This window comes from Bacillus sp. FSL R5-0654, from assembly GCF_038008745.1.
Taxonomy (GTDB): domain Bacteria; phylum Bacillota; class Bacilli; order Bacillales; family Bacillaceae; genus Bacillus; species Bacillus safensis.
This window is the reverse complement of the sequence record NZ_JBBOZV010000001.1, coordinates 243,845-262,168: the sequence shown is the minus strand read 5'-3', so window position 1 is coordinate 262,168 and position 18,324 is coordinate 243,845. Positions and strand designations below refer to the sequence as shown.

Below are 18,324 nucleotides of genomic sequence, written 5' to 3'. Positions count from 1 at the left end.
ATATGCGAGAGATTTTACTCTTCCCGCATAAATAAGTGTCTAAGGTAACTTTTTACGTGTTCTAAAGGGGTCGTTTGCTTGAGTGCAGTGGTCATCGATAAACCCCCGATGACCATTGAGTGAAGGAGAGAAGCCAGCTCATCCGCTTTGTTTTCTTCATACCCGCTGTTCATTAGCTTTTCTTTTACAAGCTCCTGCCAGCGGATCATTTCTTGTTTGCATGCAGCATGAAGCTGCGCGTTTTCAGGCTTGGACTCTGCCGCAAGCAAGACAATTGGAATCCCTCTTTCACTTTCTTTCTCCATAAATCCTCGAATGATCTTTGTCATAAAACGATCAATGGCGATATATGGGTCATCCGAATAGGCAAAGCCTTCTTCAATTTGATTGATGACCTTTTGACTAATGTATTCAACAGATGCAATGGCCAGCTCTTCTTTTCCATTTGGAAAGTAATAATAAAGAGAGCCTTTAGGTGTGCCGCTCTCTCTGATAATTTGATTCAATCCTGTCGCATGGTATCCCTGTTTACGTAAAAGAAGTGCTGCCGTTTGAATGATTTTATCCTTCGTACTCACGTGTGACACTCTTTTCCCTCCATAGACCAAAGTCGCTTATCATGCGTTATTGATTTAATTGACTAGTTCCTTTCCAAATCGAGGATGTTTCCATTTCCGCCGCAAGCCTGAGCAGCCAGTCCTCTTTTCCTTTAGGTGCTGTCACTTGTACCCCTAAAGGCATGCCCGCGCTAGTCAGATGAACAGGAACACTCATTGATGGCTGACCTGTTAAGTTGGCAAGCTGTGTAAATGGGGTGTAGGTCAAGCTCTTGAGGAACATGTCATAAATAAGATCCTGCTGTGCTTGCATGGAAAGAGATGACACACGTAAAAGTGCGGCTGTTTCCTGATCTGAATGCATAAGCTCACCAACCTTTGGAGCTGAATAGGCAGTAGCTGGTGTCACATAGAGATCGTAGGTTTGATGAAATGATGCCATTTGTGCAGCAGCCCGATCCCACGCATCAAGACTTTCTGTATAAGCAGCAGCGGTCACATTCTTGCCAGCCTCCGCCAGCACCCATGCCACGATGTCCGTTTCCTCCGGCTTTACTGGACGCCCTAACGAACGAGCCAAGGAAGTGAATAACGCAGACATTTCTCCGCTGTTCATCACGTAATATTGCTGCATGAGATGAATCCCATCAATTTCCGGCTTGGCTTCCTCTACTTGATGACCTTGCTCACTCAGCCATTTCACTGTTTGCTGAACCGCCTGCTTCGCCTCCTCACTGACCTTCGTGCCAACTGGAGATTCTACACTATAAGCAATTCGCATAGAAGATGTACGTTTCACCAGATCCTCTTGGTAACTGCCATCGTATAATGGGGTTTGGAAAGCAGCTTCAGGCTGAATGACTTGAAGAAGATCAAGAAGGGCTGCACTGTCCCGCACTGTTTTTGTGAGTGTAAAGTCAATGGAAGCCCCTTGCCACTGCCTTCCTGCACCTGGGCCTACCGGCGTTCTTCCCCGCGTAGGCTTAAGGCCGAACAAACCGGTAAAGGATGCTGGAATCCGGATGGAACCACCGCCATCACTTGCTCCACCAGCAGGTACAATGCCGCTTGCAACAGCTGCTGCTGTCCCGCCGCTTGAGCCGCCTGGAGAATAGTCCGTATTCCAAGGATTTCTCGTTGGCCCATGTAACGCAGGCTCCGTCACATTTCTTAAACCGAATTCCGGTGTATTTGTATGTCCGATCATGAGAAAACCAGCCTGCTTCAACCGATCAACAAAGTGCGAATCCGAATTTGCTTTTACATCCTTTAACAGCAAAGCTCCTGCTGTCAGCGGTTCATTTTTTATCCCTTGTGATATATTTTTCAGCACAAACGGAACGCCCGCAAATGGCTGATACTCATGTAACTCCTTGATGTCTTTTAAAACCTGTTCTTGTCTTGTCCGTATCACAGCGTTTAGTTCTGGATTGACCTCATTCAATCTATCAAATGCCGCCTGCATAAGCTCCTCGGGTGTTACCTGCTTATTCCGCACAAGTGCTGCCAAGCCAGTCGCATCATACGTCATATACTCTTTTACGTTCATCAGCATGTCCTTCTTTCTCTTATCATGATGTCTCTATTGTCTACTAGAATTCTATGAATTTCAATTTCAGGTTACTTGTAAAAATAACTTTCTGAACAAGACGACAATTCTACTATCCCATCCCTCTGCTTTCTCCGATATAATAGAGAAAAAAAGACCGAGGTCATCGGATGAGAGGAGCCACGCATTGAAAAAGAAATTACTTATCGTCATTGCGTTTCTTCTTGCGTTGACAACTGCTTTGCCCTTCCATTCGCAGGCAGCTGCACCGCCAAAAGAAACAGATGTCATCATCGTCTATAAAAATCAAAAAGGAAAACAAACAGCTATTAAGGAAAGTGAGAAAGTGAACGTACAGTACATACATCTTCCCGCTGTCGCTGTGACAGCAGATGAACAAGCGGTCACCTCACTCAAAAAAGACCCAAACATCGCTTACGTCTCAAAAAACGTAAAGGTTAAACTCGCGGCTTCTACTATGAAGAAAACAGCCGCTGCTACTAATCAAGATGCATTGGTACAAAAATCTTACAATCTGCAAAAACTAAATATAAAGCAAGCAATAAAAGAAGGCGTTACTGGTAAAAATGTAAAAGTAGCCGTTTTAGATACTGGTATTTTCTCACACGAGGATTTAAAGGTATCCGGCGGTAAATCATTCGTGAACTACACATCCTCTTATAAAGATGATGAAGGACATGGCACACATGTCGCCGGCACGATTGGTGCGCTTAATAACGATTATGGAACAGTCGGCGTCGCTTCCGGTGTGAAGCTGTATGCTGTGAAAGTGTTAGATAAAAAGGGAGAAGGCGACCTGTATAGTCTGCTTCGAGGCATCGATTGGGCGATTACCAACAAGATGGACATTATTAATTTAAGTTTAGGCTTTGAAGACAATATCCCCATCTTGCGTTCAGCAGTAGATGAAGCCTATAAAAAAGGACTGCTCGTGGTTGCTGCAAGCGGAAATGATGGGAAAAAGAATTATATTAGCTACCCTGCTGCTTACAATAGTGTCATTGCCGTTTCTGCAACAACTTCCAAAGATAAACTCGCATCTATCTCGAATACAGGAAAAGGGATTGAATTTTCTGCCCCTGGCGAGAACGTCATCAGCACTTATTTAAAAAATGAATATTGGTATGCAACGGGGACATCACAAGCTGCACCGCATGTCACAGGAATGCTGGCACTGTTAAAGCAGCTTCATCCGAAGAAAACAAATGCACAGCTTCGCACTTTATTGCGCAGCTATACAGTGGATCTTGGCGCAAAAGGGAAAGATCCGCAATTCGGCTATGGCCGCGTGCAATATGTGCCGCAATCCACCTTTTTAAAGGCTGCGACCAGTGCTGTCAAAACAGCCGAAACATCTAAAAAGCAGGCAGATGTCAATCAAGCCAAAACGAGAATTGGGCGGCTCACTGCAAGCAAGCAAAAAACAGCACTCACAGAACGGGTGAAGAAAGTCCAAGCAGCCATTGATATCCGCTCGGCACGTGCAAAGGTCAAAACAGCCGAAAAGAACAAAACACAGGGCGCTATTAAAAGTGCTCAAACGGCCATCAAAAAACTAAACAAAGGCAAGGAAAAAACAAGCCTGCAAAACCGGCTCGACAAAGTCAAAAAACAAGTCGCTTATCAAAAGAAAGTGACAGACGCTAAACAAAAGGTCAAAAAAGCAGAAGCCAAACGAACAAAGAAAACAAAAGCAGCGGCTCAAAGCGCTGTCAAACAGCTAAAAGCCTCCAAAACAAAAACCAATTTACAAAAACGATTAAACCGCATTAAGGTTTAACAGAAAAAACGATTCCTTTCAGCGAGGAATCGTTTTTTTCTATCTCAACATCGGCTCAAACAAGCTGTGATGATATTTCCCTTCGGCATCTGCCCTCACTTGATTGAGAATGCTTTCTAACGAAGCTGTCACGCTCTCTAATGCCCGCCGTACTGTACCGTGTTCAAAATCCGCTAAACTCTCCGGCAATTCATCTTCATCCAGCACAAAGACATCACCATTCGGAAGAACAAGAAGATCAATAATGAGGTCTTCAAACATGACCAGCTGGGCGTTGAACTGGGTATCTCCCACCATATTAAAATAAGATCCTAGTTCCTTCCCTTGATCATCTCTCCAGAAATATATGTTGTAAGGACGATCCTTCCAATAATAAGCGGTCGTATAGCTCCCTTTTGGAATGGTTAGAGCACCCTCACCTGCCCTCATCGTAAACGGTTCTTCAATCTTGTGAAACAGCACAGCCTGCTGCTCCTTTGCGTCTAACAGCTGACAGGTATGTTCCACAACTTTCTGATCGTATTTGATTTTTCTCTCGATGACTTCATCCCAACGATTCGCATGCAGCGAAAATAACATGTCACAACTCCCTCTAAACATTTGGTCTCTTTCCAGTATACACCGATTTTTTTTGAAGAAATAAAGGATTGCCTCATTTACTTATGGAAGACCTATGATGAGGTGAAATAAATGAACGGAATCACGATTCTTGAAAACTTTACACAAATTGGACAAATCATCCTCATGATTTGCGGCTATGTCCTTTATTGGCAGCTGGTGAAAACGAAGAAAGAACGAAAGCTGTCTCCTTATGAGCGCATGTTAAAATTCTTTGTCATGTTCGGTTTCATCTCGTGGGTGGTATCCTATTGGGCGCTGGCACTGTGGGCGTAAATTGAAAAAAGGAAGAGCTGTCCATGGAGGTAAGCTCTTCCTTTTGCTGCACGTTATACTATGAACCTGCCGGCTGTTCTTTCTTGATCACATATTGATAGCTCTTGACATGTGTCCCATTTTGGTTCACAAATTCTTTATCAAGCGCACGCTCAAAGCCCATTCTTTCATATAGGCGAATGGCAGCCTGCATTTTATCAGATGTATGAAGATACAGGACATTTTCGCCCCATGATTGCGTCAGTTCAATACTTTTACGCAGCAATGATTCTGCAATGCCTTTTCCCCTCACATCGGGATCTACTCCTAAAAACCGGACGATGGCTGATGTAATGCCCATTTCAGGTTTGTCATACGCTTGCTCTGATGACCGGAACATTTGAAGCGTCCCCACGACCTTGCCGTCAAGTTCCGCCACCAGCATCAGCTCCATGTTCGGATTATCTACAGCTGCTGCAAGCGCGGCAGAATAATTTTGCCAGCCTTCCTCTGTAAATTGAGGCTCATACTGTGCATAGGATTTGATAAGCACGCGTGTGATGGCCTCATGATCTTCTTTGACTGCTTGACGAATGATCAGCTCTTGCTGCTTCATGTCAGCACCTCCTGCTCTCTATTAGTGGGTATACGCATCATACAATCACTGCATGCGATCACCTTACTCTTTTCTCTACTCATTCAATGTAAAGAGTCTCATTCGAAAGATCAATCATTTTGCACGGAATCATCTTTGAAAATTTTTCATTGAAAAGGAACGCTTGATTCATTATGCTGTGTTGAGGAAGTATACGAGGAGTGTTGTCATCATATGAGTTCTTTATCTTATCCCCAAGAATCGAAAAAAAGTCGATTTCTCCTAGCCGCATTGCTCGGATCTTTAACAGCCCTTGCTCCGCTGGCAATGGATATGTATTTACCTGCTTTGCCTCATATTGCTCGTGATTTTGAGGCGAGCACGGCGTTGTCTCAATTAAGTCTGATGGCTTGTCTCATTGGACTGGCGCTTGGCCAGCTGATTGCAGGTCCGATCAGCGATACGATCGGCAGAAGAAAGCCGCTGATGATTGGTTTGGTCATCTTTATTGTTGCATCCCTTCTTTGTACAGTGGTCACATCGATTTGGACATTCATTCTTCTTAGATTGATTCAAGGACTTGCTGGTTCAGCTGGCATTGTCATTGCACGAGCCATTGTCCGAGATCATTATGAAGGATCAGAAATGACGAAATTCTTTGCACTGCTGATGTTAGTCAACGGGGTTGCTCCGGCAGCCGCGCCTATTGCAGGCGGACAGATTTTACGCTTCACGACATGGCAGGGTGTATTTGTCCTACTCGGAATTCTCGGGGCATTGATGCTGCTGAGATCGATTTTTTCACTGCAAGAAAGCTTACCCGCAGAGCGTAGACAGACGGGGGGCTTTCAACAGATTGCAGGCGCGATGAAAATTTTAGCCAGTGATCGTCTCTTTGTTGGATATGCTCTCTCACAAGGTCTTGTATTCGCAGCGATGTTTGCCTATATTTCTGGTTCACCGTTTGTGCTTCAGGAAATTTTCAACCTTTCTCCACAAGGATTTAGTGCGGCCTTTGCGGTAAATAGTCTTGGAATCATCACGGCTGGACAAGTATTTGCCCGAGTCGCTGCGAAAATCGGCGAAGAGAAAGTCCTTCGCATTGGATTGCTGACAGCTGCATTAGGCGGAGTCACTTTATTTTTGATGATCTCGATTGATGCAGGATTGTACGGCATTCTGATTCCGCTGTTTTTTGTTGTCTCAAGTGTTGGAATTGTCGGCACCTCTGCGCCGTCTCTTGCGATGCAGCATCACGGAGCGCATGCAGGAAGTGCAGCTGCACTGATCGGTGTTGCGCAAATGCTGCTAGGCGCTTGCATGACACCTCTTGTCGGACTAGCCGGAAGCCAAACAGCCTTTCCAATGGGTCTGATCATCATGCTTTGTGATCTAGGCGCACTTTGCTGTTATTTCTTCTTTGTGGCCCGGGCGAAAAAAAGACCCGCATAAGCGGGTTTAAAGACTGTTGGTAAAGGGCTAAAATGATCTTGATTTTAGCTCTTTGTCTTTTTTTCAGTGTGATAGAAAACCTTTGCAGCCCTAGGAAGGACAAGCATCGGAGCGCAGAACTGACAAAGAATGCGAAACACCATATATCATATACGGATACTGAGTTTCTACTGACAAATCAATAGCTATCTCTCTAATTTAGGTCGCAATTTAAAATTGCGTCTGAAGAAAGAATATAGCGAGTTTTGATCTCCATTTTGCAGCTGTGAAGTTTAAAAGTCTCCTTTTACTTCTCTTTAAAGAAATATCATGGTATTTATCGATACACCCTAACATGTCTAAGTACTTCATAAACATGTCTTTTTTTACAGCGCTCTTTTCTCTTTCCACAACTCTTCTGAATCATTTTTGTGACCTCTACACCTTTTACTAGTGATTTAGAATTATTCTCTTAAAAGCAAAAACTATTAATAATGTCGATTGTACGGACAATAATTAGGTGTTATTACTCATTTTTGCAAAAATACCAAATAAGGAAGGTAAATGTAATATTTATATATAAATAGTTAAATGCAACAAAAATATTAAATAGGAGGAAATTTTTATGTCTAAGAAAAAAAAATCATTCTTGCAATTAATATTGATTTTTTCCCTGATTTGTTTTAGTTTTTCTTCAACTGCAGGGGTTTCTGCGAAAGAAGGTGATTCTTCAATTGTTCCAATCAAGGGAGATGCTGCCGCTGAAATGGTCAATATAGCGCTTGATGCTATAGAGAACGGGGAAGTTAAAGCTATAGCACCTGTAGATACATACGGATTGAAAAAATCCAGTGTTTATAAAGTGGGTGGTGGCGTTACAGCTGTTACAGTTCCTATAAATGGAGATTATAGCCTTCCTAGTAATATCACTCTTTTCATTGATGAGGATCATACCGTCTTACAGGCAAATGAAATGTTGGTGACAAAGAATGATAAGGGTAATTTCAAGGTTGAGACTTATGTGGATGGTTCTCTTGTAAAGTCAGTTGATACCGAGCTATCTTATATGTCAGATGAAGAATTACTTGCAGAAAATCCTCCTGAAATTCAAACACAGGGCGTAAAAGCAAAAGCAGCTTGCATTGCATCAGTGCTTGGAATTGGTAGTGGTGCGGCTTATTTAATTGCGGTTGGTTGTGCTGGTTCATGTGCAGCTCCAACGCCGGTTACTGCTCCAATATGTGCAGCATGTATTGGCGCATATGCAGTTCTTGGAGCTGGTGGGATGGGTGCAGTAGTTGCTTGTTTCAAATTGTGAGTCTGAGGGTGTTTCTATGAATAAATTATTAGCGATGTCAATATTAGGATTAGGAATTAGTGGTGCGGCTTTAGTTCTCTCGGTCTCTTTGTTATTCAAAGACCCAAACGAAAACTTTGTGCTGATGTTTGCTGCTGGTTCAGCTGGCGCATTCACAGTTTTCACTGTCTCATCCCTAGTTCTTCGAAAACGTTTGAATCACTTAAGTGATAAAAAGTAAATCCTCTCTAAGGGATAAATATACCTTTATAAAAACAGCCAGTTGTCGAAAATCTTTCGATGACTGGCTGTTTAGTTTCAATTGAATTCAGGTATTGTACAGGGACCTGTATTTCAATAACATTTTTACAATAAAAAAGACACCAGAGGGATCATTCAACGGTAACACATTATCCTACCTCCCCCTTCTCTTTTAAAGTTTTTTGCTTTCTTATATCAGGGTCACCGGGTCAAATGGTCATATTAAAGCATTTGTCCAAGAACAAAGAATATTTGGAAAGGATGAGTAACAAGAAACATCTGAAGAGAGGATTGAAGACAATGGCCAAACAAACCGAAAAATCCATGACCAAAAAACAGGCAGCAGCACTTGTTGCACTTTCTAAAAAAAATAAAATTATTAAGAAGGCAAAATAAAAAAGAGCTTATGCAAGCTCTTTTTTGTTGTCTTCATATTCTATAATTTCACTTTACAAGATCCATCATGAACACAGATTTGTTCACCTTATATGTATTGGCAATCTTGCCGGGGTTTGTCTACACGCTGAGACCCGCATAAGCGGGTTTTTTCATTTATTATGGCTTGCTCCAATTGATGGTGCGGAACACGTTGCTCTGGTCATTGTTGTGATATGCATCTAAATCAAAGCCTGATAGTCCAAAACCAATTGTCATGACAATTCCTCCGGCAACGGTGAAGATGAACCCCCATTTGATGCATTGCTTTTTTAATTCATTCACGTTCATACTCTCACGACCTTCTTTTTAAACATTCCCATGAATGCCTTAGTGGTTTGAATAGTTATTTGCACAAATAGCTTTGTCAAATACGCCGTGGCTATGCCGCTTAATAATCCGACACCTAATAGAAAAATACCAACGCCAATCTGCGTCACCACCACATGCAAACCGTCCTGAAAGATAAATGGAGAACCAATGATACTCCAAAAACCGCCGAGCAGACCAGTAAGCGTCAATGTACCTGTCACGAGTGGAATGCACCAAATCACCATGTACACAGAAAGAATCAGCAGAAAGACTGTTGCTAGAATACTGCCCCATAACGGAAAACCTAAAATGAGAATGGAGAGTCTTGTGGCTTTTTCTCCAAACGTCGGCACCTGAACGGTTTTGATTCCTTGTTCCTTCATAATTCCTTCAGCGATCATAGCAGGCTGCCCGACTTGATGAACCGCTTCCTGTTCACTGTAGCCATCTTCCTGATAATCCTCAATCATTTCATCGTAGTATTCGATAAACCGATCACTATCTTTGTCGCCTAGAAGATGCAGATGCTTCTTTAGGCTGCTCAAAAATTCTTTTTTATTCATTGCCCTGTCCTCCAGAAATAAAGTCGTAAATCGCCATCACCTGATCCCATTCCTCTAAAAACTGCGCCATATGCTCCCGCCCGCTTTCTGTCATGCGGTAGTATTTTCTTAATCGACTGTTATGTTCCTGGGAATAGGTCTCCACATAATTGTTTTGCTCTAAACGCTTTAAAATCGGATACAATGTCGATTCTGAAATCTCAATACAATGGGACATATCTTTAATGATTTGATAACCATAGGAATCGCCTTTCTTTAATACCGCCAGTACACAAAATTCCAGTAATCCTTTTTTTAATTGTGCATTCATGTTTACAACTCCTAACTCTTTATACTATACATTACATAGTATTGTGTGACAAGAGGTATAGAGAATAAAAAAAGACCCGTTTTAGGGTCTTTTAGCTCTTTGTCTACTTTTCATTTTTATATATTTACAAATCCTTCTCCGAACACATCGCGTACGTCATGGACAACAACGAATGCGTCTCGATCTATTTTCTTAATAATTTTCTTAAGGCGCATGAGCTCCTGCTTTTGAATGACCGCGTACAGAATTTCCTTCGATTCCTTTGAATAATGACCGCGTCCGTTTAAAATCGTTACGCCTCGCTCCAGGGTGTGATTGATTTCTTCCGCAATATCATCTTTGCATGAAGAAATAATCGTCACTGCCTTTTTCGTGTTAAGTCCTTCTATCACAAAGTCCATCACCTTTGTCGCCACGTACAGCATCACAATGGTAAACATTAATTTTTCCGCACCAATAATAAAATAGGAAGCAAATACAACGATCAGATCAAAGAACAAGATGGCATAGCTCACGTTCCAGTCTAAATACTTGTTGGCAATTCTTCCGAGAATGGCAGAACCCGCCGTTGTTCCACCGGCTCTGAGCACAAGACCAATCCCAATTCCGATGATAATTCCTGCAAAAATCGCTCCAATGATCAATTCGTGTACATTCACGACCCATGTTGTGGTCAGGTGTAAAAATAGGGAGTTACTTGCAACGGCAACCACCGTATAAATCGTGGTCTTTTTGTCCAAGTATTTATATCCCACAAGTAATAAGATCGCATTCAACACAAGGTTCGTCAGCCACGGTGCTATTTCAAACAAATAATAAAAAATGATGGACAGCCCCGTGACACCGCCTTCACCAAATTCAAGCGGAATGACAAACATGTTCACTGCTGCGGCAAATAAAAAAGAACCAACTAGAATCATCGCTATATCTTTTACACATTTTTTCAATTTCTTCTTTCCTCCTTTTTTAAGCATATAAAAAACCCTCTTTCTGCACGAAAGAAGACAGTCGTTGGACAACATAAAAATCAAAAGACGGCGTGCCTTTTGATGAAGCTTTCTGAAATCAATCTTTCCATAATATATATCTCTTTTTAGAGGCTGTCAATGACTTGGTTTTCTATTATTTTGACTGCATTTTTATGCATCAAAACCCGCATGTTTTCTGGGTTTTTCCGCCCTACGATGCTTTTTCCTCTCCTTGACAAAAACACTTTAGTCATTTAAACTACTGCCTCATATCATATCCATTATTTCCGATCTAAAAAGGAGGCTGTTTGATTCCAATGAATCCTATTCAAAGCCGTTTACAGGCTCACGCACCTTTGATTTTAGACGGTGCATTAGCAACAGAGCTTGAACGAAAGGGCTGTAACTTAAACGATCGTTTATGGTCAGCCAAAATACTTATTGAACAGCCACAATTGATTCAGCAAGTACACTTGGACTACTTCCAAGCAGGTGCTGACTGCGCAACAACCGCCAGCTACCAAACAACGATTGAAGGCTTTGCTGAAAAAGGCTATACAAAAGAAGAAGCGATTGAACTTATGAAACGCTCTGTCACTCTAGCGAAAGAGGCACGCGATCTTTTTTGGCAGGATGAAGCGCGTCGTGAAGGACGGACAAAACCATTTGTCGCGGGATCTGTGGGGCCATTCGGCGCTTATTTGTCTGATGGTTCAGAATATAAAGGAAATTATGGACTCTCAGAGCAGGCTCTCATCGATTTTCACAGACCAAGAATTCAGGCATTAGTAGAAGCGGGTGCAGATATTCTTGCATGCGAAACGATTCCTTGTCTGATTGAAGCAACTGCCATTGCAAAGCTGCTGCAAGATGAATTCAGCGAGACATTTGCTTGGATCACATTCAGCGCAAAGGATGGCCTGCACATTAGTGAAGGTGATTCCATACGGGAATGTGTACAGGCGCTTGAGCCTTATGAACAAATCGCTGCTGTCGGTGTGAACTGTACGCCGCCGCAATTTATTACTTCTCTTATTCAAGAGATGAAAAAGGGAACGAGCAAACCGATTGTGGTTTATCCAAACTCAGGTGAAATATATGATCCTGAAGAAAAGGTATGGAACGGAGATACGTCTCATCTTACTTTTGGGAAATGTGCGCATCAATGGTACAAAGACGGCGCGCATATCATCGGCGGCTGCTGCCGGACGACCCCAGAAGATATCAATGACATCTTAAAACGAACCACATCATAGCATCATGAATCATCACACATACTTCTAAGCAAAAGGGCGGGAAGACATGGAACAAGCAAAAGATCAGTCACAACAATATCAACGAAAAATGACGAGCCGGCACCTGTTCATGCTTTCTCTAGGCGGCGTCATTGGAACAGGGCTCTTTTTAAGCTCTGGGTATACCATCAATCAGGCCGGACCTGCGGGGACCATTCTTGCCTATCTTGTCGGGGCTTTAATTGTCTACCTCGTGATGCTTTGTTTAGGCGAGCTGTCTGTCGCAATGCCGGTCACAGGGGCTTTTCATACGTATGCAACAAAATACATTGGACCTGGTACAGGCTATACGGTCGCTTGGCTATACTGGCTGACGTGGACAGTGGCACTCGGTTCGGAATTTACAGCGGCAGGACTATTAATGCAGCGCTGGTTTCCAGACACTTCGGTTTGGATGTGGAGTGGCGTTTTTGCTCTTCTCATCTTTTTACTGAATGCATTTACGGTCAAGTTTTTTGCAGAATCAGAGTTTTGGTTTTCCAGTATTAAAGTGATGGCTATTATTCTCTTTATTATTCTTGGCGGAGCTGCAATGTTTGGTTTGATCCCATTAAAGGGCGGTGAGGCCGCTCCGTTCTTTTCTAATTTCACTGGCGAAGGCGGACTTTTCCCAAACGGCTTTTTACCGATTTTAATGACGATGCTTGCTGTCAATTTTGCTTTTTCAGGGACGGAGTTGATTGGGATTGCTGCGGGTGAAAGCGTCAATCCTGACGAGACCATTCCAAGAGCAATTCGCACAACCGTTCTGCGTCTCGTCCTGTTTTTCGTTGGAACGATCGTTGTGTTGGCTGGCTTGATTCCAGTAGAAGAAGCCGGGGTGATCAAAAGCCCATTTGTCGTGGTATTTGATCGTATCGGGATTCCTTATGCCGCAGATTTCATGAATTTTGTCATCCTGACCGCGATCTTATCTGCCGCAAACTCAGGATTATACGCATCATCTCGTATGCTTTGGTCGCTTTCTGAGGAACGGACACTTCCTAAAAAACTGGCGAAGCTGACGTCAAAAGGCATTCCTTTGAATGCACTCATTTTAAGTATGATCGGTGGTATTCTTTCTTTGCTATCGAGCGTGATCGCACCAGAAACGGTATACCTTGTCCTTGTGTCAATCTCTGGACTGGCCGTTGTGGTCGTATGGATGGGGATTGCTGCCTCACAGTTTATGTTTCGGAAAAGATTTTTACAGGAAGGCGGACAGCTTCATGATTTATCCTTTCGAACACCGCTCTATCCAGTAGTTCCGATTGCAGCCTTCCTCCTATGTCTTGCATCTGTCATTGGCATTGCCTTTGATCCAAATCAGCGGATTGCCCTCATCTGCGGCATTCCTTTCATTGCGCTCTGCTATGCTGCCTATTACGTGACTGCTTGGATTCAGAAAAAACGCGAAAAACCTGGTGTATAAACATCAGGTTTTTTTCATTGACAAAAAAGGATATCGCTAGTAAAAGAAGCACACTTTGGTATATGATAGGAATCTATGATTTTCAGGATGAACCAAGGGAGTTGTCGTGAATATGGAAATGACCATTACAAGAGCATTAAGTGAACTGAAAATGTTAGATAAAAGAATCAACCGAACCGTTGATGAAGCCGTACTTGGTGGATTGATGATCGGGAAACATATACAGCATGGATTTCAGAATCAAGAAGAAGTTGAAAAAAAGGCGAAGGCTGATGATCAATCGATTCAAGCTTTAATCAAACGCCGAAATGCCATCAAATCGGCCATCGTTGTATCGAATGCGACCACAATGATTGATGTGGCGGGTGTCCGTATGACGGTGGCAGAAGCAATTGAACGTAAGACGTCGATAGACTACGATATTCGTTATTTACGGAAAATGAAACAGGTGTACAAAGAGCTGGTCGACAAAGCTGAACAAACGAATGAAGATGTGAAAAAGAGACTTGATCAGCATTTAGAAACCTTGTTTGGGAAAGATGGAAAGACACAAGCGGCTGCCAACCAAGAGATCGTGAAGTCTTTTCTAGCGGAAAATGAGGCAGTGATCATCGATCCGCTTCGTCTTCGAGTGAAAATTGAACAGCTTTCGAAAGAAATTGAAGATTTTCAAATGGAAGTTGATTTTTCCTTGTCTGAAAGCAATACACTAACGAAAATACAGATCGATTAATTGATTTTGTTAGTGAGCCGAAAATCGATAGGACTAAACACCTTCGAGGGAAAGGTCATTCCCTCCTCATCTGATGATCATCTTAGGATGATCCTTGATAAAAGCTCAAAGCTGAACGTTCAAGGATCAAAGTTCAAGTGTGAAAGTTCTTATCTATCAAAGCTCAAGATTAAAAGTTAAACGCTCGATCGAATCTGGGAAGAACGGCTGATGAGTGTTTGTTTATCGACTCATTCGGTTGCCGCCCAGCAGGTTTGCTAACAAAAAACAAAGGGCTAAAATGATTTTCATTTTAGCCCTTTGTTTTTTTCAGCATGATAGAAAACCTTTGCAGTCTAGGAAGGACGAGCACTGGAACGGAGCGAATTTGACATTCGTGAGTACCGGAGCGCAGACCTGACACAGTGCGAGGGTTTGTCTACACGCTGAAGGATGTCACCTGATGACATCCTTTTTTTCTATGAGATTAGTAACGAGATGTATATGCCAAATGGTACACACTTGTGACATTTGAAGATAGTTTGATGTCGTTTGACGTGAACGTCACTGGAACGACATCGTAGTAATGTGTTGACCAGCCTGCATTATTGTATGATTGGTAGCCTGCACCTGCAGGAACTTGAAACGTCAGCGAAAACTGTCCATTCTCATCTGTTGTGCCTGTCGCTGTTTGAGCATATGATTTGATGGCTGCTTCAAAATAAAGCTTGATCGGCTGATTAGGCATGAGGTTTCCGCTTGCATCTTTTAGTGTCCCTTTAAACGTAGCTGGATAATAAGAACCCACGCGATATTTACTGCCATAGCCGTAATTCACTATTCCACTATCGGCTGCTGTGACACTTGTTACTTCTACTGATGCTGGTACTGCACCTGTTTCTTCAGCATGTGCAAAGCTTGGGAATACGAGAAGCAATGATAGAACGAAAGCAAACATGATTTTTTTCATCGATAAATCCTCCTTTTTTTTCCTACTATTTTACTATCGACATTAATTGGTATTTTTCCAGTTAAAAACAAAAAAACTTCCCTTTTTTTAGAAAGGGAAGTCCTTTTTTTATTTTTTCACAACCACTTTTACCGCTTTGCTTTCTCTTTTTCTCACATCTGATGCGGTCACATATAAAACCGTTTTGGCTTTCTGTGGTTTTATTTGGGCAGTAAATGCACCCTTGCTATTGGTTTTGACTGTTTTGATGACTTTCTTTGATTTGTTTTTCACTTTAATGGTCAAGCCTGCACCCGCAGTCCCTTTGACGGCTTTACTTTTGACTGTTACTTTGCTGACTTTCGGCTTAGCTGGTGCTTTGCCTTTTTTCACGACGGTTTTGATCGTCGTAGCGGCCTTTCCTTTTGACATTTTAATGTGAAGGACCTTGTTTTTGTTCTGATGCTTAATCTTCACACTAAAGGTTCCTTTTTTGCCTGCTGTGCCTTTTCCAAGCAGCGTTTTGCCTCTATACACAGAAATAGCAGCACCGGCTTTTGCTTTACCTGTCACCTTTTGATGCTGATCTTCCACTTTGTTCACTGATGCATTCAATTCAACAGCACTTAATGCAGCAAATGCATTCAGTCTGCCATGTCCTGTCATCCAATCAATTCCTGGGATTTTCGGATCGACAATTGGCTCCTCGTTTTCATCATAGAAAACGTCGTCTTTTCCATCAATAGATTTAAATGAGATGTCATCTGCTGTACTTTGCAAAAGATTTCTCACTTGATTTGGCTTTAAGGATGGATTTTTAGAAAGCAGTAACCCTGCTGCGGCTGCCACATATGGTGTCGCCATTGATGTCCCGCTAAGGTATGAGACATTCCCATCAGGCATGAGGCTCGGAATATCCGACCCTGGTGCTGACATGCTCAGTCCTTTGCCATAGCTTGAGAACTCAGCGGCAATATCCATACGGTTGCTTGCGCCAACCGCCATTGCGTATTTTGATGTCGCAGGGTAGCCCATTTCTGGTACGCCATCATTTCCACTTGCCACGACGACTAGTACATTTCTTTGAGCAGCATAATTCATGGCATATTCAATCACTCTGCTGTAGTAGCCGCCAAGGCTCATGTTGATGACCTTTGCGCCTTTGTCCACTGCATGCTTGATCCCAAGTGCAATATGCTCTGTATCGCCAAAGCCATAGGCATCCAGCACCTTCACCGGAATGATGCCCGTATGTTGATTGAGACCTGCCATTGAGTAATGATTATCGGATTTTGCGGCAATGATGCCTGCCACATGCGTACCGTGTCCATTGTCATCAATCGCATCTTTGTTTCGTCCAATGAGATTCGCACCTAAGTCTGTACGAACAGTCCCGTTTAAATCTGTCAAACGGCTGTCTACACCTGTATCCACAACAGCAATTAATGTTTGCTTCATTTTGCTTGTGCCAATCAGTGTATTCATTTGTTCAAATTTGACGTCAGCGCCTTTTTTTCCGCTGTTCTGCGCACTGTTTTTCAGCGGCCACTGATAACCATACTGCGCGTCGTTGCTTAGCGCACGATAGGTTTGAACAGGCTCTGCAAATTCAACATTCGGCATGCTGGAAAGCTTTCTTGCCGTGCTTTTGATGACCGCTTTGCCTGCTTTTAGTGTCTTTCCAGCTGATTCTTGCCCTGCTGGCACATCATAGACATACATTCCTTTGAATAAAGGACTAACTGACTGTGATGTCACACGGTTTTCTTGGATGCCGTAGCTTTTCATTTTCTTTTTCGCAGATTGAAGTGTTTGGCCATCCTTTAATTTAAAAATGATCTTATTCGTTTTAACCTTCTCTTCTTTTACAAGCTTTTGTTTCTCTAATACATAACCTACTGATTTTCCTTCAAGCTGATCGATCCCAATTTTTTGACTGACAGCTTCTAATTCCTTTTTTAAATATGCCGGACTTGCTTCTTTGAGCATATCAAAAAGGGAGCCTATCGCCTGTTGTTCTTTTTCTGTTACGATATGACCACTAAATGCACCATTTTTCTCTACGTCACTTAGCAGTGTTTTTAATGTGAGCAGATGGTTGTAAACCTTTTGCTGCTCTTTTTGATGTTTGATGAGCTTTGATTTGAGAAACGGCTTTGTCTTTTGGAGCAGACGCGAAAGCTTCCGACCTTCTGCCGTTTCATTGAATCGTTTATCTTCGATTGTACGAATCGATTGAAGAATTTCACGCCCGTACTTTTTCTCAATAATGATGATTTCAGGCTCATCTTCTTCAGGAAAAACAGGTTCAGAAGGCGGAAGATTAGCTCCTTTATATCCGATTGTATATGCCGCATCCTCTTCCTCATCACGGCTGTCTTCCTCTGACCCTAAATAGAGCACTTTGACATAATAGGGACCTGACCATGCATGCGGGAAGTTGATCTCTGTCTCTCCGCTCGCTGTGTCCACGCGATATCTTGAATATGTGTCATCCTTCATCGCTCTGTCCTTGCTTGGATAGACCGATACGGACAGCACTTGTTTACTTTTCACAGAAATTTGCATGTGTGTATGTTTTGCCACCTCTTGTGCAGATGGCGTGATTTCATACCACGACTCTTCCTTTTCATTCTGTAATGTACCTGAGATGACTTCACCATTTTTTAACCCAATGGCTTCATTGACACTTGTTCCATGACTGGCAGCTGCTGCCTCGTATCCAGGTAATGCTGCCATACATAGAATGATGGCCATGAGTACGACCACACAGGATTTGACCTGCTTTTTGAACATGAAAAGACCCCCTTATCTTTTATGATACCTTGGAAGAATATCACAGAAATACATTTAGTAGAATCTGTTTTTTATATAATTAAACTCGTTTTAAGCTAGGATTTGAGATATTCAGTCAGCAAGACGGATAGCTTCATAAACTTTTTGCCATTTCAAACGGAAAATGATGCTATTTAACCATGCTGAAAAGTACATTACAATCAACTTGT

At 42.5% G+C, this 18,324-nt stretch carries 18 protein-coding genes; 8 read left to right on the top strand and 10 right to left on the bottom strand.

Annotation, left to right across the window (positions count from 1 at the left end):
* Positions 1 to 14: 14 nt before the first annotated feature.
* Together NSS76_RS01465 and NSS76_RS01460 are read right to left on the bottom strand one after the other, a co-directional pair.
* Positions 15 to 587 (bottom strand): TetR/AcrR family transcriptional regulator, encoded by a 573-nt coding sequence (locus NSS76_RS01465; protein ID WP_024424384.1) that lies wholly within the window; start codon positions 585 to 587, stop codon positions 15 to 17.
* 37 nt (positions 588 to 624) lie between these two features.
* Entirely contained in the window at positions 625 to 2,106 is a 1,482-nt protein-coding gene (locus NSS76_RS01460; RefSeq protein WP_171463907.1) for an amidase, read from the bottom strand.
* A 187-nt stretch (positions 2,107 to 2,293) separates the two neighbouring features.
* Here NSS76_RS01460 and NSS76_RS01455 point away from each other — a divergent pair, with 187 nt between their 5' ends.
* Positions 2,294 to 3,907: a S8 family peptidase gene (locus NSS76_RS01455; RefSeq protein WP_286098882.1), complete on the top strand. Its 1,614-nt coding sequence runs from the start codon at positions 2,294 to 2,296 to the stop codon at positions 3,905 to 3,907.
* A 39-nt stretch (positions 3,908 to 3,946) separates the two neighbouring features.
* Here the strand turns inward: NSS76_RS01455 and NSS76_RS01450 are convergent, their stop codons facing one another.
* Positions 3,947 to 4,486 carry a DUF402 domain-containing protein gene (locus NSS76_RS01450; RefSeq protein WP_341080187.1) on the bottom strand — a complete coding sequence of 180 codons (540 nt, stop codon included), beginning with the start codon at positions 4,484 to 4,486 and terminating at the stop codon, positions 3,947 to 3,949.
* Positions 4,487 to 4,597: 111 nt separating this feature from the next.
* On the opposite strand from NSS76_RS01450, the gene NSS76_RS01445 reads away from it, so the two are divergent.
* Complete coding sequence (locus NSS76_RS01445) at positions 4,598 to 4,801, top strand: hypothetical protein (protein WP_044333490.1); 204 nt, start codon at positions 4,598 to 4,600, stop codon at positions 4,799 to 4,801.
* 58 nt (positions 4,802 to 4,859) lie between these two features.
* Here NSS76_RS01445 and NSS76_RS01440 read toward each other — a convergent pair whose 3' ends face one another.
* Positions 4,860 to 5,396, bottom strand: a complete 537-nt coding sequence (locus NSS76_RS01440; RefSeq protein WP_024427428.1) for a GNAT family N-acetyltransferase — start codon at positions 5,394 to 5,396, stop codon at positions 4,860 to 4,862.
* A 213-nt stretch (positions 5,397 to 5,609) separates the two neighbouring features.
* Here NSS76_RS01440 and NSS76_RS01435 point away from each other — a divergent pair, with 213 nt between their 5' ends.
* The 3 genes from NSS76_RS01435 (at position 5,610) to NSS76_RS01425 (ending at position 8,344) form a co-directional block, all read left to right on the top strand.
* Positions 5,610 to 6,827, top strand: a complete 1,218-nt coding sequence (locus tag NSS76_RS01435; protein ID WP_044333487.1) for a multidrug effflux MFS transporter — start codon at positions 5,610 to 5,612, stop codon at positions 6,825 to 6,827.
* A gap of 604 nt (positions 6,828 to 7,431) precedes the next feature.
* Positions 7,432 to 8,124 (top strand): hypothetical protein, encoded by a 693-nt coding sequence (locus NSS76_RS01430; protein WP_213404971.1) that lies wholly within the window; start codon positions 7,432 to 7,434, stop codon positions 8,122 to 8,124.
* Between the two features lie 16 nt (positions 8,125 to 8,140).
* Complete coding sequence (locus NSS76_RS01425) at positions 8,141 to 8,344, top strand: hypothetical protein (protein WP_034283153.1); 204 nt, start codon at positions 8,141 to 8,143, stop codon at positions 8,342 to 8,344.
* Between the two features lie 575 nt (positions 8,345 to 8,919).
* Here the strand turns inward: NSS76_RS01425 and NSS76_RS01420 are convergent.
* The 4 genes from NSS76_RS01420 to NSS76_RS01405 form a co-directional block, all read right to left on the bottom strand.
* Entirely contained in the window at positions 8,920 to 9,090 is a 171-nt protein-coding gene (locus NSS76_RS01420) for a hypothetical protein (RefSeq protein ID WP_213404969.1), read from the bottom strand.
* Complete coding sequence (locus tag NSS76_RS01415; protein ID WP_024424391.1) at positions 9,087 to 9,674, bottom strand: DUF1700 domain-containing protein; 588 nt, start codon at positions 9,672 to 9,674, stop codon at positions 9,087 to 9,089. Before NSS76_RS01415 ends, NSS76_RS01420 begins: the two co-directional genes overlap by 4 nt.
* Positions 9,667 to 9,984 carry a PadR family transcriptional regulator gene (locus tag NSS76_RS01410; RefSeq protein WP_024424392.1) on the bottom strand — a complete coding sequence of 106 codons (318 nt, stop codon included), beginning with the start codon at positions 9,982 to 9,984 and terminating at the stop codon, positions 9,667 to 9,669. The genes NSS76_RS01415 and NSS76_RS01410 overlap by 8 nt, the downstream gene beginning before the upstream one ends.
* A gap of 116 nt (positions 9,985 to 10,100) precedes the next feature.
* Positions 10,101 to 10,931, bottom strand: coding sequence for a YitT family protein (locus NSS76_RS01405; RefSeq protein ID WP_341080172.1), 831 nt, complete (start codon positions 10,929 to 10,931; stop codon positions 10,101 to 10,103).
* 338 nt (positions 10,932 to 11,269) lie between these two features.
* On the opposite strand from NSS76_RS01405, the gene mmuM reads away from it, so the two are divergent.
* From mmuM to NSS76_RS01390, 3 genes are all read left to right on the top strand, one after another.
* Entirely contained in the window at positions 11,270 to 12,208 is a 939-nt protein-coding gene (gene mmuM, locus NSS76_RS01400) for a homocysteine S-methyltransferase (RefSeq protein ID WP_341080169.1), read from the top strand.
* A gap of 46 nt (positions 12,209 to 12,254) precedes the next feature.
* A complete protein-coding gene (gene mmuP / locus NSS76_RS01395; protein ID WP_024427433.1) occupies positions 12,255 to 13,658 on the top strand; it encodes an S-methylmethionine permease in 1,404 nt (467 codons plus the stop codon).
* A gap of 112 nt (positions 13,659 to 13,770) precedes the next feature.
* Positions 13,771 to 14,391 carry a hypothetical protein gene (locus NSS76_RS01390; protein WP_048238197.1) on the top strand — a complete coding sequence of 207 codons (621 nt, stop codon included), beginning with the start codon at positions 13,771 to 13,773 and terminating at the stop codon, positions 14,389 to 14,391.
* Between the two features lie 466 nt (positions 14,392 to 14,857).
* Here NSS76_RS01390 and NSS76_RS01385 read toward each other — a convergent pair whose 3' ends face one another.
* Positions 14,858 to 15,340 (bottom strand): Ig-like domain-containing protein, encoded by a 483-nt coding sequence (locus tag NSS76_RS01385; RefSeq protein ID WP_044333477.1) that lies wholly within the window; start codon positions 15,338 to 15,340, stop codon positions 14,858 to 14,860.
* 108 nt (positions 15,341 to 15,448) lie between these two features.
* Positions 15,449 to 18,115 (bottom strand): S8 family peptidase, encoded by a 2,667-nt coding sequence (locus tag NSS76_RS01380; protein ID WP_270126205.1) that lies wholly within the window; start codon positions 18,113 to 18,115, stop codon positions 15,449 to 15,451.
* Positions 18,116 to 18,324 lie beyond the last annotated feature (209 nt).